At 46.4% G+C, this 15,880-nt stretch carries 13 protein-coding genes; 1 reads left to right on the top strand and 12 read right to left on the bottom strand.

What is annotated here, in order from left to right:
• The 12 genes from NT002_09985 to NT002_09930 form a co-directional block, all read right to left on the bottom strand.
• Positions 1-540 (bottom strand): ABC transporter ATP-binding protein (locus tag NT002_09985; protein ID MCX6829595.1); only part of this gene is annotated, 540 nt, incomplete at its 3' end.
• A 1-nt stretch (position 541) separates the two neighbouring features.
• Positions 542-1,651, bottom strand: coding sequence for a DNA replication/repair protein RecF (locus tag NT002_09980; GenBank protein ID MCX6829594.1), 1,110 nt, complete (start codon positions 1,649-1,651; stop codon positions 542-544).
• Positions 1,652-1,709: 58 nt separating this feature from the next.
• Positions 1,710-2,366 (bottom strand): dCTP deaminase, encoded by a 657-nt coding sequence (gene dcd, locus NT002_09975; protein ID MCX6829593.1) that lies wholly within the window; start codon positions 2,364-2,366, stop codon positions 1,710-1,712.
• Positions 2,335-3,882 (bottom strand): hypothetical protein, encoded by a 1,548-nt coding sequence (locus NT002_09970; protein ID MCX6829592.1) that lies wholly within the window; start codon positions 3,880-3,882, stop codon positions 2,335-2,337. Before NT002_09970 ends, dcd begins: the two co-directional genes overlap by 32 nt.
• The gene (locus NT002_09965) at positions 3,857-4,351 is read right to left on the bottom strand and encodes a hypothetical protein (protein ID MCX6829591.1); all 495 of its coding nucleotides are present in this window, start codon (positions 4,349-4,351) and stop codon (positions 3,857-3,859) included. Before NT002_09965 ends, NT002_09970 begins: the two co-directional genes overlap by 26 nt.
• 153 nt (positions 4,352-4,504) lie before the next feature.
• Complete coding sequence (gene dnaN / locus NT002_09960) at positions 4,505-5,617, bottom strand: DNA polymerase III subunit beta (GenBank protein MCX6829590.1); 1,113 nt, start codon at positions 5,615-5,617, stop codon at positions 4,505-4,507.
• Positions 5,618-5,899: 282 nt separating this feature from the next.
• Positions 5,900-7,255: a chromosomal replication initiator protein DnaA gene (gene dnaA / locus NT002_09955; GenBank protein MCX6829589.1), complete on the bottom strand. Its 1,356-nt coding sequence runs from the start codon at positions 7,253-7,255 to the stop codon at positions 5,900-5,902.
• 408 nt (positions 7,256-7,663) lie between these two features.
• Positions 7,664-8,743 (bottom strand): P-loop NTPase, encoded by a 1,080-nt coding sequence (locus NT002_09950; GenBank protein ID MCX6829588.1) that lies wholly within the window; start codon positions 8,741-8,743, stop codon positions 7,664-7,666.
• 87 nt (positions 8,744-8,830) lie between these two features.
• Positions 8,831-9,418, bottom strand: a complete 588-nt coding sequence (gene lspA, locus NT002_09945) for a signal peptidase II (protein MCX6829587.1) — start codon at positions 9,416-9,418, stop codon at positions 8,831-8,833.
• Positions 9,375-9,755: a TraR/DksA C4-type zinc finger protein gene (locus NT002_09940; protein MCX6829586.1), complete on the bottom strand. Its 381-nt coding sequence runs from the start codon at positions 9,753-9,755 to the stop codon at positions 9,375-9,377. The genes lspA and NT002_09940 overlap by 44 nt, the downstream gene beginning before the upstream one ends.
• 12 nt (positions 9,756-9,767) lie before the next feature.
• On the bottom strand, positions 9,768-12,953 hold the full coding sequence (ileS, locus tag NT002_09935; GenBank protein MCX6829585.1) for an isoleucine--tRNA ligase: 3,186 nt from the start codon (positions 12,951-12,953) through the stop codon (positions 9,768-9,770).
• A 93-nt stretch (positions 12,954-13,046) separates the two neighbouring features.
• Positions 13,047-13,823 (bottom strand): Cthe_2314 family HEPN domain-containing protein, encoded by a 777-nt coding sequence (locus tag NT002_09930; GenBank protein MCX6829584.1) that lies wholly within the window; start codon positions 13,821-13,823, stop codon positions 13,047-13,049.
• 188 nt (positions 13,824-14,011) lie between these two features.
• On the opposite strand from NT002_09930, the gene NT002_09925 reads away from it, so the two are divergent.
• Entirely contained in the window at positions 14,012-14,791 is a 780-nt protein-coding gene (locus NT002_09925) for a hypothetical protein (GenBank protein MCX6829583.1), read from the top strand.
• Positions 14,792-15,880: the final 1,089 nt, after the last annotated feature.

Here is a 15,880-nt window from a genome sequence, read left to right as displayed (position 1 = left end):
CTGAAGTTCCACTAGTTCCCTGCGCATCCTGACCCGCAAATCGGCATCGAGATTGGAAAGGGGCTCATCGAGAAGGTATAGATTGGGCTGCCTGATAATCGCCCGCCCCAGCGCCACCCGCTGCCGCTGGCCCCCGGAAAGCTCCGCCGGGCGGGAATCCAGACGATCCCCCAGACCGATCAATTCGGCGGTGGCGGCAACTCTTTTCTTTATCTCATCTTTTTTTACTCCGGCGACTTTCAGAGGAAACGCCAAATTCCCCGAGACGGTCATATGAGGGTAGAGCGCATAATTCTGGAAAACCAGCGCCACATTCCTTTTCTGGGGCGGCAGCATATCCACCCGGCGATCGCCGATATAGATCTCGCCGCCATCCGCCGTTTCCAGGCCGGCAATGATCCGAAGAATCGTCGATTTGCCACACCCGGAGGGACCAAGCACTACCACCAGTTCCCCTTCGGCTGTCTCGAGCGAGATACTGTCGAGAATCTTCTTTCCGGAAAAACTCTTATCGATTGCTTTGATTTTCAGAGTGGCCATATTAATCCTGCACCGTTGCTGTTTCCATTGTAACGGTGCCATTTTCAATCCGGAAATGTCGTCCCTTTTCCGCCATCATCGCCGGCACCTGCGAAGCGGTCGTCAGAAAGAGCTGGCCGAAATCCCCGAACGATTCTATCAGCCGCTCTTTTCGGCTGTCATCCAATTCGGCAAATATTTCATCAAGGAGAAGAATCGGTGTCCCTTTCCGGACTTTCTTCAGATACTCAAACACTGCCAGCTTGAGCGATATCGCCGCGGTGCGCAGTTCCCCCTGAGAGCCGTGAGTCCGCGCCGGAAACCCGCCGATCTCAAAATCAATCTCATCCCGATGCGGCCCCACCAGAGCGGTCTGGAGAATTCTTTCTCTGTCTTTATATCGTTCCAGCTTCTCGCGGAAATTTCTTTCTATAATTTCATGAACAACAACACCGCTGTCAAGGTGCACGGAAGGATTATAGACCGCCTGCAATTTCTGCCCGCCCGATATGTTTTGATAATGCTCCCCGGCGCTGGCGGCGATAGCATCGAGAAATTTCTTCCTTTCCAGCATTATCGCGGCGCCATATTTGATAAGAAGTTCATTGTATGGCGTGTCGCTTTCCGAATTATCCTGTTTTAGGAACGAGTTTTTCTGTTCCAGCACCTTGCTATAGTCACCGAGGTTGGATAGATATTTCGCCGAAGCCTGCGACAGATAAACATTGATAAATTCCCGTCGCCGCGCCGGCGGCCCCGAGAGAATCTCCATATCACCGGGAGCGGTCGAGACAACCGTGCAGCGCTCGAATAGCTCCGCCGCTCGAACACCGACCCTGTCAATGGTGATCTTTTTTCTTCCCCCGGTCTGATATGCAACCGCGATACTGCATTTATTCCCGCCGCTGTCAACCTCCCCCTCCAGCCGATACACGCCGGCGTTTTCTTTGACCATGACGGCATCGGCGCCGCCGCGGTGTGAGCGCCCCAGAAGAAGGACAAAGATCGCCTCCAGAAGGTTTGATTTCCCCGCTCCATTGCGGCCATAAATAATATTTACGCCGTCACAGAAATCCACTGAGGCTGATTTGAAGTTCCGGAACGAAATGATATTTAATGATTGAATTAACATGAGGCAAAGAATTGGCCAAGTAGATATTTACTACCCAAACGTCTGAGATTCACTTGCATTATTGGCGTTCAGTGGCCCAGAATTTTAATTCCTCACGCTTCTTTTCATTGCTATAGACATTAGATGGCTCGGGACCCGTTGGACAATCATAAGGTGCATTGAACTCACCGGGCGAAGCTAAATGCAATATTAATTGTGCAACAGGCAGCCCAGGATAAAGAACCAACGGAACGCGGCCCAAGTTCACCATCTCCAAAGTGAGGCAGCCCTTATAGCCAGGGTTTATTGCAGTGGCTGTTGCGACAACCAGACCAAGGCGCCCCCATGATGATCGACTAAGCACATATGCAAAAATATCATTTGGTAAACATATATATTCAAATGTGCTGGCTAATACGAGTTCGTTGGGATGCAATACCATCTTCTCACCAAAATTAATTCTCTGCCACGTTTGGTAACGCCAGGCGTTTTTTGCATGTTCAGCAGCATCTTTTACGTCTAGAGAGGGAAATTCCGTACGACGTGTCACAATGAACTCGGTACTTAACCTAATGTCAACAGCACCATCTGCCACCTGGGATTTTTCCAGGAGTGGTGTGATAATCAGTCGCCGATGAGGATCCTTATCGCACAACCGTGCCAATATCTCCTTGGTATTAAGAACGCCACTCGCGGGAATGCCATCATCCTGCTGGAGTAACGTCTCTTGTCTCAAACCATTCTCGTTTGATGTCATTGAGTTCTATTGCCTTCAGAATAAGTCTATTTGCTTTCGCTGATTCCTTCACAAATGTTCTATCATCCTCGATATAATCTAAGGTGCATACTTTATAAATCCATCCGGCGAGTATAATATGTCTAAAATCTACCGTTTCGTTGCCCGGCCAGTTCAACTCTACGCAAGAAATAACCTCATTTGGTACGGCCCCGTTATTTAATCGACAACAGAGTTTTAGCGCGATTTCAAGATCAATTGGATTGTCGCTGGTGAAACTGCCATTACCTAAGCATTCTTCTATGCTATTCATGATTATTGGCAGACGCACGACCAGAATTTCATGTGCTAGTTTTGTCACAATACTTCGCGCGAATGCAGCTTCATCTGTGCGCAAATGGGTTATTTCGTCCATTTCATTCAATTTGCTCTCAAGTCTTTCAATTGTCGTCTTTATAAAAGACTGTTGCGTATCATGGAACTCGCCCCAATTTATGTTGGCCGGGGTTATTGCTAATCTAAGCTTTACAAGATCAATACTTGAGAGCATAGCCCGCAACCTAAAGCGCCAAGGTGGATGCTTCCCCTGGTACTCGTCCAGTGAAAGGCTACCAAGGGAAAAGCTATGTGCAGCAAAAAGCGCGCAGATACCGAAGAACCGCATAGCGAAGATATCACAAAAGGTCTCTTCAATCCAATGAAGCAGAAGTGTTTTGAAATCAGTAAACTTCTGCGCAATAAATATGATAGATTGTGTCCTTTCCAAATCGGGATGGGAAATTTGAATATCTTCCCGAATTCTATCTATTACTCTAGATGCCTCACCACTAATATCGTGCAATTGTGATACATACCTATAAAATAGATTATGACCTATTTCATGTGCCAGTAAAACTTGTTGGAAGATGCAATTTCTTTCTATTTTGGGAAATAGTATAAATCCCAGCCGTCTTAGTTCTAAATCTGCCCGGGCAGGCGCGGTCCCATCTCTGACTTCCGCGCTGTTTCTGGATGAAATAACACCGAGTAACTGCCTATATTTACGATTTATCCTTTGATCAAATTCTTCATTTGCCAACCCGGGTCCCTGCTGCATTATCTTTCGATAATAATCCAGTATGTCGATAGAATAATAGTTGTAATTTTGATAATGAGATGCCATTATTAGCTGAATATTTTTGTCGAGGGAATAAACTGATTTGGTCAGTGGTGTTATGAGGCTCCAAGGAACGCTGTCTGTTCCAGCATTTTCAATAAGCTGAAATGGGAGAGTGAGGCACCGTAGGAAACTATGGAATGTTGCAAGTTCGTCATTAAGGACGCCTTCGGGGTGTGCGTCGTATCGTTGCTTTAAATCTGTAACTTTCTCTTTGGTTATTTCAAGGACCTCTTTGAGGCATGCGCAAAAAATGATAGGGGTATTACTGGGATAACGCTCATTTTCGAGTCTCGAAACAATTCTTTCAGTTATATCAATTTTACAGAAAAGATCATTTATCAACCATCTGCGATTCATTAAATACCCCCCTGTGCAGCATGCCTACATATTCATCGCGCTCGGTCATTTTTGATATTTCAGCAGCGAGCACGGAACTCAGCCTTGCAAATAATTTCTTAGTGCGTTCTAATTCATCAGCACTTATTTGTGTTGCAGGTAGATTCATTAATTTGTCCAGCGTTTCTTTACCGGTCGTCAGATCATCATATAATTCATTTATGCTAATACCATTCATCTGCAAGCGGTTTAAGTTACTAAAAAAGAAAGAATAGACCTCGATCTCTTCCATAGCATTACTAGTAAATTGTAGCCTATTTCCGGTGATATATTCCTTACCTTCCAGTATATCCTCCAGTATCTTTTTTGCCTGTTTTAGCGTGTCCATATTTTCCGCATAATTACCAGCACTTAACACCCAGTATGTTCTTGCGGTCAAAAAGCTCATCGCAAAATTATGCGCATCTTTTTGAAGCGTGAAATTGTCCATTCCTCCTCCGTCTCCTTTTTGGGGTTTATCTCTTATCTATCGGCCTATACCTCCTCTTTTTTAAGGAAATTATCTAATCTGCTCTCTTTAAATCAACAAAAAACAATCCACATCAACAAGATAAGAATTTAAGCAAAAAATGTAAATCACTTTTCAATCGGCCAGGCGCAAGGGCATCACCAGGCAAAGGAAATTATCCTTGGGCACCGCCGGCGAATAGACAATTCCCGCCGAGACCGCGTTCGAAAGCTCGAAAATCACCTCTTCACCATCAATTTTCGCCAGCACATCGCCGATATAAGTGGCGTTATATCCGAGTTCGATCGCCTCGCCGGAATAGTCGCACGACAGCGTTTCCTTGGCCTCACCGCCGACATCGGCATTGGTGGTCGAAACCACCAGAGAATTCCCTTTCAGCGTGAATTTCACCTGATGCGTGAGAGAGTTGGAGAGAATGGCCACGCGGCGAACGGCGCCGGCCAATTCCCCTTTTGAGATGATCAGCTTCTTATCATTATCGGTTGGAATGACCTGTTCATAGTTCGGGTAAGGCCCCTCAATCAGGCGGGAGGTAAGAATAATATCACCGAGATTGAAGATAATATTATTCTCTCCAAAGATGATCCCGATTTCGCCGTCAGAATCACTGATAAACCGTGGAATAATGTTGAGAACCTTGGGCGGAACAATAATATCCTCGGACATCCCTTTCAGTTTCTTGTTTTCCACGGCAACTTTGGCCAGGCGATGTCCATCAGTGGCCACCATATTCATCATATCACCTTTGGTTGACCAGAGCACGCCGTTGAGCGCCGGGCGGGTTTCATCAACCGAGCAGGCAAAGGTGGCTTTCTTGATCATGGTCACCAGATCGCCGCCATCAATATTTATCTGCTTCTTGGTGTTAGTTACCGGCAGTTTGGGAAAATCCTCAGCCGAGGCGCAGGCAATTCGATAAGACCCATTCGGGATTTTTATTTCGACCCGGCTGGGGGTACCCTCAAAAGATATCTCCGACTCCGGCAATTCCTTGATAATATCAAAGAGTATTTTTCCCGGCAGGACCGCGGTTCCCTTTCTGGTCACGGCGCAGTCGAAAGTAGCCGTTATGGAAACCTCAAGGTCGGTAGCGGAAATTTTAAGCTTATCTTCCAGAGCTTCAAAAAGAATGTTGGATAAAATCGGCAGCGTTGATTTTGTAGGCACTACTTGCAACACCGACTGGAGATACCCGCTGAGCCTTGACTTTGAGAGGTTAAATTTCATACCCACTTTCCTCCGAAGCTTTATTCACCGCCTAAATTATTAGAGTTCTTAATCTATATCTTAGGCTTAATATTAATAAGCTCTGTTAAAATGTTAACAACTATTTTCCCTTACCAAAACAGAACCCTATTTTGTTCTGCCAGAATCGGTTGAAAATCGCCTAAAGAATAATTGTTTTGATAATAAAATGTCAACAAATGTTTTTTGCATGCTTCTTTTTCCACAACCATAATTATTCCACATCTATTACACCAGCTATCCAGTCTCTTATTGACATCTCAATTATAACAAAAATGCCGCAACCGACTCAACTTTTTCCCTGAAAATAAAATCTGAGCCTACTTTTCTTTCCACTAATTCGCAGGCATGAATGACCGTGGAATGATCCCGTCCTCCAAACGCCTCACCGATACCTTTTAGAGAAGAATGAGTGTGCCGCCGGGCAAGATACATGGCAACTTGGCGGGCAAGAGCTATTTCGGCGCTCTTTTTCTTGGCGGTCATCATGGTCTGGTCAATTTTGAAAATTTCGGCCGTCTTCTTCTGTATCTCGCTTATGGTTACCTCTCGGCGCGGCCGAATAATTTCCTTTCCCAACACCTTTATGGCAAAATCCAAATCCACCTTTGCCTTATCAAGCGAGGCGTAGGCCAGAAGCCGGGTCAGGCTCCCCTCAAGTTCGCGGATATTGGTGGTGACATTATCGGCGATAAAATAGAGAACATCCTCGGGCAGAGCGACCCCTTCCCGCTCGGTCCTTCTCCGTAGTATCGCTATTCTGGTCTCCAGATCGGGCGGCTGAAGGTCGGCTACCAGACCGGATGAGAAACGCGAAAGAAGCCGTTCCTCCAGCCCCTTGGTCTCCTTGGGATGACGATCCGAGGTAAGCACAATCTGCTTGCCGGACTGATGGAGATCATTAAAAGTATGGAAAAATTGCTCCTGAGTTGATTCCTTCCCGGAGAAAAACTGAATATCATCAACCAGCAGAACATCGGCCGACCGATATTGTGTGGTAAAATTGGCAATAGTGCCGTTGGAAATAGAGTTGATGAAATCGGAGGTAAATTTTTCCGAGGTGGCATACATGACCCGTTTCTGAGGAAAATTTTCATAGATATAATGACCAATGGCTTGCGCCAGATGCGTTTTCCCCAGGCCGGTGCCGCCATAAATCAACAGCGGATTATAATTGGTCTTCCCCGGCGCCTCGGCCACCGCCTGTGCCGCCGCGTGAGCGAACTGGTTAAAACCGCCGACCACAACATTGTCGAAACGATATCGCTCATTTAACAGGGAATTTCTGTCAGGCACTCGTTCCATCCGCACTGGCGGGGGATGAAATTCAATTTCGGTCTGCGGAATATTATCCTTTCCGTCGGAAACCGCAAACTGGTAATCGACCGATGAACCATTCACCTCCTTCAGGGCATCGCTGATAAGCTCGGTGTAACGATCCGCCAGCCAATCAGCGACAAATTGATTCGGCACAATTATGGTCAGCTCCCCATTTTCGTCCCTGTTTCCCCTGGTATGCTTAAACCAGGTGTGGAAAGATGATTTTTTTGTCCGAAGTGAGATATAATTCAGACAATCTTCCCATAATTTACAATTGATACTCTTAGCAATAGTTACCATCACTCCCCCAAACCACTCTCAATCAAACGTACCTTTCCATGGTTGATAAGTGGCTGTCTTTGTTACTATTAGTGGCGATGAATATGAGGATTGTCAACAAAGCAATTCACAGACCGGACAGCTCTGCAAGTAACTAAGTTGTTGCAGCATAATTGACGGCATCCCCACTCAAATGGTTGTCCACACCTTATTAACAGATTGTTAAATAACTCGTTCGGTGAGGGGAAATAATATGATCGGCATCACATCGTCAAGCCGACAGCCGCAAATAATACCTATATTTAGAACTCATTATTCCTTGGTAGATTAGAGTCATCGGTTATGACAAAGATTTCTCTATATAATTGATCGGAAAGGGTCAAAAAAATTGTCAAAAGTTGTAAGACTCAACACATCAACAAGTACAGCTCAATAGACCCGGCTCTGAATATTATCCGCAATTTCTTGATAGTACTGTGCAATTTCGGCATGATTGGATAGTGCAATCGGCATCCCCATATCTGAGGCCTCACGAATCTCTGTCTTTATGGGTATTTCACCGAGGAATGGTACTTTCAGCGCCATGGCCAGGGCTTTACCGCCATCCTTGCCGAAGATGTACTCTTTTGCCCCATTCGATTCATAATAGGACATGTTCTCTATGACACCGATCACTCTCAGATTGGTTTTCTCTGCCAGTTTGGCAACACGCCCGGCAGTATGAGAGGCGACCGGCTGAGGCGTCGTGACCACGAGAAGTTCCGCCCGGGGTAAAGATTGCGCGATCGTGAGGGTAACATCACCTGTGCCGGGGGGAAGGTCCAGAAAAAGAAAATCACATTTATCCCAAAGGACATCAGTCAGAAATTGATTTATCGCTTTATGCAGTAAAGGCCCGCGCCAGATTACCGGTGCATCCTCCTCAACAAAGAAGCCCATCGATATAACCTGAAGGTTGTCTTTACGGAGCGGCACGATATGATCGTCAATCATGGTCGGTTTGCCCTCCATGCCCAGTATCCTTGGGATTGAGAAGCCATAAACATCGGCATCGAGAACTCCCACCTTATATCCCCGCTGGCCCAAAACCGCCGCCAGATTGCTGGTCACCGTCGATTTGCCTACTCCCCCTTTCCCCGAGGCGACCGCAATGATACGCGCCGCGAAATCACCCGCATTCACCGGTTGTGTCTGGCCGTCTGCTGTCGAAGCCGTCCCCCCCCGCGATTCGTAGAGCTTAGCCATGAGCTTTTTCCGCCGCTCTTCGGTCATCGCGGTAAACTCAACCATCACTTTCTCCACCCCTTCAAGCCGCGATACCCCCTGCACAACTTCTTCCGATATTTTCTTTTTCAGAGGACATCCGGGTATGGTAAGATTGATGCCAATTGTCACCATTCCCCGGTCGATTTCGATCGATCGAACCATATCTAATTCGGTCAGCGGCTTGCGTAGCTCCGGGTCTTCTATCTGCGAAAGGATCTTAATTATATCATCTTTGGTTGCCATTCATACCTCTTATGTTGTGATATCATTTCTGCCTATAACAAGGTAAGAATAAAGGAGTTCCCACGGCAGCGGCCAGTCGGCCGCTACCTATAATCCATTGGCATGGCCCGCCGAATCCCCGGGAGGAGCTTCTATCCCGCCTTTTTTGCTTTTTGAGAAAAAAACTATATGAATCAGCAGAATAATCATTCCGACCGTAATTCCAACATCGGCAATATTAAACGTCCACCATCGATCGATTTTATAGCCGAGAATATTTATGTCAAAAAAATCGAAATCGAGGAAATCGACCACCTCGCCCAGTCTTATCCGGTCGATGATATTGCCTATGGCGCCGCCGGCGATAGCGGCCATCGGGTTAGCAATTATTTTGTTGCTTATATTAGATATTATGAAATAAAGGACAACCAGAAGTATTAAGAGAGAACTTATAAGATAAAATGCGCTATTGCCGAGGTTGGTACCAAGCGCCCCCCCTTGATTATAGATCAATTTAAACTGCAAAAATTCGCCGAGTATAGAACGTGACTGTCCCATCGGCAGAGAACTGACCACCCAGAATTTGGTCAGTTGATCGAGAAGAATTACGGCAACGAGAATAGCAATGGGGATAATAAATTGCCGTTTATTATCACCGGCCAGCTTTGGCCTCCTCTTCTTTCTCTTTGCACTCAATACACAGCCGGGCATGGGGGACCGCTTCCAGGCGGGCCTTCTGAATTGCCTTGCCGCATTGCTGACAATTGCCGAAATCGCCCTTTCGGAGACGTCTGAGAGCCTCATCAATATGGTAGAGAAGGCGTCCCGATTTAGAGGCGAAAAGAAACGATTTCTCGCGCTCCTCGGCATCGGTTCCTTGATCAGCCATGTGGTATGAATAGCTGGAGAGGTCGCCGGTGGCATCTTTGGTGGTCTCGTCAAACTGAGATTTTCTCAGCTTTAACTCCACCATCAGTTCTTCTCTTCTTTTCAGAAGGAGCTTTTCATACTTGTCGAGATCCTCTTTTTTCATCGGTGCTCCAATCTATTTTCTAATGACGGCTATTTCGGCTTTGACACCATTAATATTCCAACTTGTTCCATCATTTCCCGGCGGCATGGTGTTGACCAGCTCGAGTTTGTCGGCAAGAGTCTCCCGGCAAATTGTTTCGCGCCATCTGGTAATTGCTGCCGCCAGCGGATCGGCAGTCGAAACCAACACATTTATACGGTCAGTCACCTCAAAACCAGAGGTTTTTCTCATATTCTGAATTTTATTGACCATTTCCCGTGCAAAACCTTCATCGCGAAGCCGGTCATCAATGGCAATCATCAGGGCGATCACCACCCCTCCATCTTCCTCAACCGCCAGGCCGTCTCTCTCGATTTTCTGAACCTCCAGCTCCTCGGAATTGAGCTTAACTACTGCATTGGATAACGTAAGTTCCATCTCACCTGTGGCCACAAAACTCCGCAACTGCTCATGGGTCAATTCCGCCAGCTTTGCGGCCACTTCTTTGACTGCGCCACCCAGCCGCTTGCCGGCCACTGCGAAGTTGAGTTTCGCCTTATAACTGACCGCCTGTGAAATATCGGCCAACTCGGTAACTTCCTTTATATTCAGCTCTTCCAGTATCACCGGAAGCTCCTCTTTCACCTTCTCAAATTGATTCCGCCCCGGAATATGAACCATCATTCCGGATAGCGGCTGCCGTACCTTGAGATTTTTCCGGCTCCGGGTCGCCCTGCCCAACGAAACAATCTTCTGTGCCAGCGCCATCGACTCTTCCAGCTCAGTCAAAATCGCACCATTGTCGCAAATCGGATAATCAGCCATATGAACGGAGGGCAGTCTCTGGCTGTCGTTGGGCGCATTTAATTCCTGCCAGAGAAATTCCGAGATAAAAGGCGCATAAGGGGCAATCAGTTTGGCGCTCCCGATCAGCATTCGATATAGTGTCAGGAAAGCCCGCATCTTGGAGGGGTCATTCCCCGGCGCCCAATAACGGCGGCGATTCAGACGAATATACCAGTTGGATAAGTCATTGATCACAAAATCCGAAATCATTCTGGACGGCGGGGTCAAATCATAATTATCCAGCCGCGCCGTGACATCTTTCACCAGTGTATTAAATTTTGATTCAATCCACTGGTCGGTTCGATCCGGTTCCCCGGCAAATTGCGCCAGAAATGCCTCCACCGTTTTCCCCTCTTTGGTCGCCCGCTCCGGTATCTCATCGATATTGGCGTAGAGGGCGAAGAAACTATAGCTGTTCTTGAGGGTGTCAAAGAATTTCCGGACCACTTCGACCATGCTGTCTTCATCGAACCGGGTCGGCACCCAGGGGTTGGAATTGGAGAGCAGATACCACCGCAGCGCATCGGCGCCGTGCTTATTGATAATATCAAAGGGATTGACCGCATTCCCTTTATGTTTCGACATTTTTTTGCCGGTTTTATCCAGAACCAGTTCCATGACAAGCACATTCTTGAACGCCGGCTGGTCGAACAATAAAGTCGATATCGCCAGCAACGAGTAGAACCAGCCGCGGGTTTGATCCACCGCCTCGGAAATGAAATCGGCCGGGTATTTGATCCCCTTATCAATATAATCCTTATGTTCGAAAGGATAATGCCACTGCGCAAACGGCATCGCCCCGGAATCAAACCAGGTGTCGATTACTTCCGGCACTCGGGTCATGGTCCCTTTGCAATTGGGGCAGCGAAGTTTAACATCGTCGATCATCGGCTTATGCAGGTCAATCTCGGCCGGGACATCGATTCCTTCCCTGCGCAACTGTTCGATTGACCCGACCGCCGTCACCTGCCCGCACTTTTCTTTGTCGCAGACCCAGATTGGAAGCGGCGTTCCCCAGAACCGCTCGCGGGAGAGCGCCCAGTCGATATTGTTTTCAAGCCAGTCAAGCATCCGGCCGACCCGAATCTCATCCGGATACCATCTGGTAATATTGCTGTTCTTTATTAACTGCTCTTTTAACTGGGTGGTCTTGATATACCAGGCCTGACGAGCGATATAAATCAGGGGCGAATCGCACCGCCAGCAGAATGGATAATTATGAATACAAATCTCTTTTTTGTAAAGTGTCCCGGCGCTTTTCATATCGGCGATAATTTCGGGGTCGGCATCCTTGACAAATTTCCCGGCATATTTCCCCGATCCGGCCACAAAATGGCCGTTGGCTTCCACTGCCTGAAAAATCGGAAGATTATATTTCAGCCCGATCTCATAGTCATCGGCGCCATACCCGGGGGCAATATGAACAATCCCGGTGCCATCCTCGAGCGTGACAAAATCGCCGTTGATAACAAAGAACGCCTTATCGGCCTGGTTCTTGAAGGTATCAAAAAGCGGGAGATATTTCTTTCCGGCAAACTCGGCCCCTTTTTTTGTTTCCAGAATCACATATCCCGAACCGAGTATTTTCGAAAGAAGTGCCTCCGCCAAAACCAGTTTATCGCCGTTAAATTCCACCAGCGCATAGTTGGCCTCGGGGTGCATGCAGAGCGCGGCGTTCGAGGGCAGTGTCCAGGGCGTGGTTGTCCAGACCAGATAGTAGAAATCAGCGTCGGCCGCCTTCACTTTGACAAACACCGATGGGTCCGGCACTTCCTCATACCCCTGCGCCACCTCGTGACTGGAAAGGGCGGTCTCGCAGCGGGGGCAGAATGGAACCGTTTTGTATCCTTTATAGATCAGGTCGCGGTCGTGGTAATTTTTCAGAATCCACCAGACCGTCTCGATATATTCGTTGGTGAGAGTGATATAAGCATCAGAAAGGTCAATCCAGTATCCGATTCTCCGGGTGATCTCGTTCCAATCATCGATATACCGGAATACCGATTCCTTGCATTTCTGATTGAAATTGGCGATACCATATTCTATCACTTTCGACTTGGTATCGAGCTGGAGCGCCTTTTCGACCTCGATTTCGACCGGAAGGCCATGCGTATCCCATCCTGCCTTGCGCTCTACCCTGAACCCCTTCATCGACTTATATCGGCAGACCAAATCTTTGATAGTCCGGGCAAGCACATGATGTGCCCCGGGCAGGCCATTGGCCGTCGGGGGGCCTTCATAGAACACAAACTCCGGCCGATTCTTAGCCGCCAGGAGCGACTTATGGAAAATGTTTTCTTTCTCCCAGAGGGCGAGTATTTTTTCCTCCATCTTGGGAAGGCTGAAATCATCTTTAGGCTGGTCGAATTTCATGGGTCAATTCTTTTCTATTTCAAAACTTTAGCCCGTTAATTTAACCCATTTCCCCGGGGTTGTAAAGATAAAATTGAGGGGCGAGTAGCTCACCTATTTTGGTATGAAAAAGCGGCCATCTTCACACAATATCGCTATTTTGTCGTTTGGAGAAGTGTAACCAAGCGAATGATTCAAGAGTTCCTCTGCGAGAACATGCGGAATATTCAGCAAATTGGTCAAAGTCTTACATATAGGAGACTCAAATAATGCTCTGCTGACTAAAGTGGGGCGCTGCATATGGATTGACTTTGATAACTCGTCAATTGATATAACATTCTTTTCTAAACCAGCATGCTTTTCGGCATCACGAAGTTTCTTGATTGCCGCATAATCATCTGATCCATAAAGACTATTGCACGTGTCGGATAATCGACCATTCTTTTTGGCTAGAGGATCAATCAATTTCTTATAATTGAATCCCATGCTATTCTTGCCGGCAAGATCAAAAAAATATGCTATGGCACCAGATAAAATATCTAAAGAGGATCTCAATGAATCCACCATTGAACAAATAAAATACTTTTCGAGCATCTCTTTCTGAAACGCCCCCCCATCCTTACGCATTACTGCTATATTATCTTGAAAATATTCGACAGCAATCCAGAGTGAATCAAGCCTATCTATAAAGGCCTCTATACGTTCCAATCCGCCAATATTTCTAAAAAATTTTGTCAGCGGGAAAATTTGCTTTTCGTCTTCCGCGTAGCAATAAAGATAGATACTATTGGGGAGACCGTGTTTAGGATGTTCGAGATGTTCATCGAGGCGCCGATATTCAAAACACAATTGGTCTATGATCTTCTGTGGCTCAATATCATTGAAAGTCATTAATAACAAATATCATGGAGTGAATGAAATTGTCAAGATCATATTATGGAAATTGTATCAATTTTCAGTTAGGAATTATAGAAAGCAATTGCCCTAGATATATCAGCTTGCTTTAATTATCATATAGGCTGCATATTTCATTAGCTTGAGCTTTATTTTCATTATGACTACAACTATAGGAGCTAGCTGTGCGCAATATTTTTAGAATTATTTTTGGATCAAGAAAAGGCCGTGTGTGCCCTGATAATGAAATAGACCCAGTTCCTGTTGTATCCCATGGAATTATTCCATCTTGCATTGTGAACAATGAACCGATTCCAAAATCTATTGAACACAGATGTCCCCACTGTAACGCCCCTCTACCAGAAATACCACAGCGGAAGAAGAAATGTCCCTTATGTGGCAATTATATTTTTGTGCGCACAGATCCAAAGACTAGACAGAAAGTCCTCCTGACAGAAGAAGGCGTTAAGCAAAATCAAATTGAATGGGAAAAAACTACTGCGCGCAGAGAATGGCTGCGCCAGCTCTTGATATTTGGAATTGACGAGAATTATCTCGAAATGACTATGCAGACTCTAGCAAATAAGATGGGAAAACAACCAGCGGAAAATGATATAATTAACGAATTTATTCATATTACTGAGAGTAGATTTACTGATCCATCGAAATTACTGATAATATATTATAGTACAGCACGTTACATGAATGAAGTCGGCGTAGATTGCTTCGAAATGCAGCAGAGGGGGACAAGAATGGAACTTCTGAATTATAAGCGCAACGGGGTAATGCGGGTTGAGATTATTTCCTCTAATGATTGCTGCGACGCCTGTGGCAAGTGGTGCGGGAAAAAAATCAATGTGAACAGGGCCTTGGAACTCATGCCAATTCCTTGCAAAGATTGCACTAATGCTGTGCATGCGGATAAACCCCCCTTTTGCAGATGCTGTTATGCCCCGGTGATTTAAAGCATTTCCATTAGGGCTTTAATGAGCGACCCACTCCGCACCGGTGTGTATTTCTATCAATTCCTCCCCCCACTATTCCCCTTGACTTGAATTCCGCGCCCCGCCAGTGTCCCCTCGCCGCCAAAAACCGTCGTCGGGCGCCAGATTTAAGCCGCCTGAATTTTCAGTGATTAGGTGGGGTCTCAATCGTCCGAGAAAGGCTTTCGGGTAATCCCCGATGACGATCGAAAGGCAACTCAGCGGGCAGAGAAATCCCAAAAGGCGGGCGTCCATTCCCCTTTGATTTGGGAGCCCGGCCACAAATATGATATCTGAGAATCCGGTCAAAAAGAGCTTTCAATAGTCTCTATATTACTCTGATCATTGGAAACAGCATGATTTGAAATCAGGTAAAATCCGCCCCGGCCTTCTTTCGTAAATGCTGAATAATTTTCTCTAAGGCGGGGTAAGGTGAGCATTTCATTTTTGCATAAAGACACCCTGATGCACGATTCGATATGTGAAATTGTTCACAAGCATAACAGCGTCAGTCTTTTGTTCTGACGGCTCTCTCTTGTGAATCAGTTCACAAAGCCGTTCCTCGTCAATGCTCTTCTGACAATAATCTATCTTGAATGCTTGCACCTTTTTTCACAATCTTTGGGTTTCGGTAGCTATTTGTGGTGGTGTCCGTCTGGCTTGGCTTGTGACAGATTTCACAAGATGGTGCCGGCAAAGCTGCCTCCGCCGGGCAGGATTCGGGCTCCCCGGCCAGCTCTTGCCCGGATCTTTCTTCTCACCGTGTTGAGGCTCCTTAAAGGATATTTTCTGGTGTTCTTACGGGGCTGTTTTTGATCGCTTTTGGGGGATTGTTGCGGGATTCTGGGATTGGCGGTTGAAGTGGCAGGATCGGATGCGGGCGGTCGTTTCTATTACTATTATTATTAGTATTTTGATTTTTTTGTTATTTTTTGCTTGACAGGCTGGAATTATTGGTTATTATGGAGGTGTCCAGGGAATAGTTGTGTTGAGAAGCACTTCTGTTAAGAGACTCAAGCACGTTAGCAATATTGTGGTTGACATGATGTTGCGGAAGAAAAAGCTTTTATT

This window comes from Candidatus Zixiibacteriota bacterium, assembly GCA_026397505.1.
In the GTDB taxonomy this organism is placed as follows: Bacteria; Zixibacteria; MSB-5A5; order GN15; family PGXB01; genus JAPLUR01.
Note: the sequence above shows the minus strand (reverse complement) of the source record. Positions and strands in the feature narration are given on the sequence as shown.

What these genes read in the sequence shown, in the direction of transcription:
- dnaA (MCX6829589.1), bottom strand. Translation starts at nt 7,255, where the DNA reads ATGGTAACTATTGCTAAGAGTATCAATTGTAAATTATGGGAAGATTGT.
- NT002_09970 (MCX6829592.1), bottom strand. Translation starts at nt 3,882, where the DNA reads ATGAATCGCAGATGGTTGATAAATGATCTTTTCTGTAAAATTGATATA.
- NT002_09940 (MCX6829586.1), bottom strand. Translation starts at nt 9,755, where the DNA reads ATGAAAAAAGAGGATCTCGACAAGTATGAAAAGCTCCTTCTGAAAAGA.
- dnaN (MCX6829590.1), bottom strand. Translation starts at nt 5,617, where the DNA reads ATGAAATTTAACCTCTCAAAGTCAAGGCTCAGCGGGTATCTCCAGTCG.
- NT002_09930 (MCX6829584.1), bottom strand. Translation starts at nt 13,823, where the DNA reads ATGACTTTCAATGATATTGAGCCACAGAAGATCATAGACCAATTGTGT.
- NT002_09950 (MCX6829588.1), bottom strand. Translation starts at nt 8,743, where the DNA reads ATGGCAACCAAAGATGATATAATTAAGATCCTTTCGCAGATAGAAGAC.
- NT002_09965 (MCX6829591.1), bottom strand. Translation starts at nt 4,351, where the DNA reads ATGGACAATTTCACGCTTCAAAAAGATGCGCATAATTTTGCGATGAGC.
- NT002_09980 (MCX6829594.1), bottom strand. Translation starts at nt 1,651, where the DNA reads ATGTTAATTCAATCATTAAATATCATTTCGTTCCGGAACTTCAAATCA.
- ileS (MCX6829585.1), bottom strand. Translation starts at nt 12,953, where the DNA reads ATGAAATTCGACCAGCCTAAAGATGATTTCAGCCTTCCCAAGATGGAG.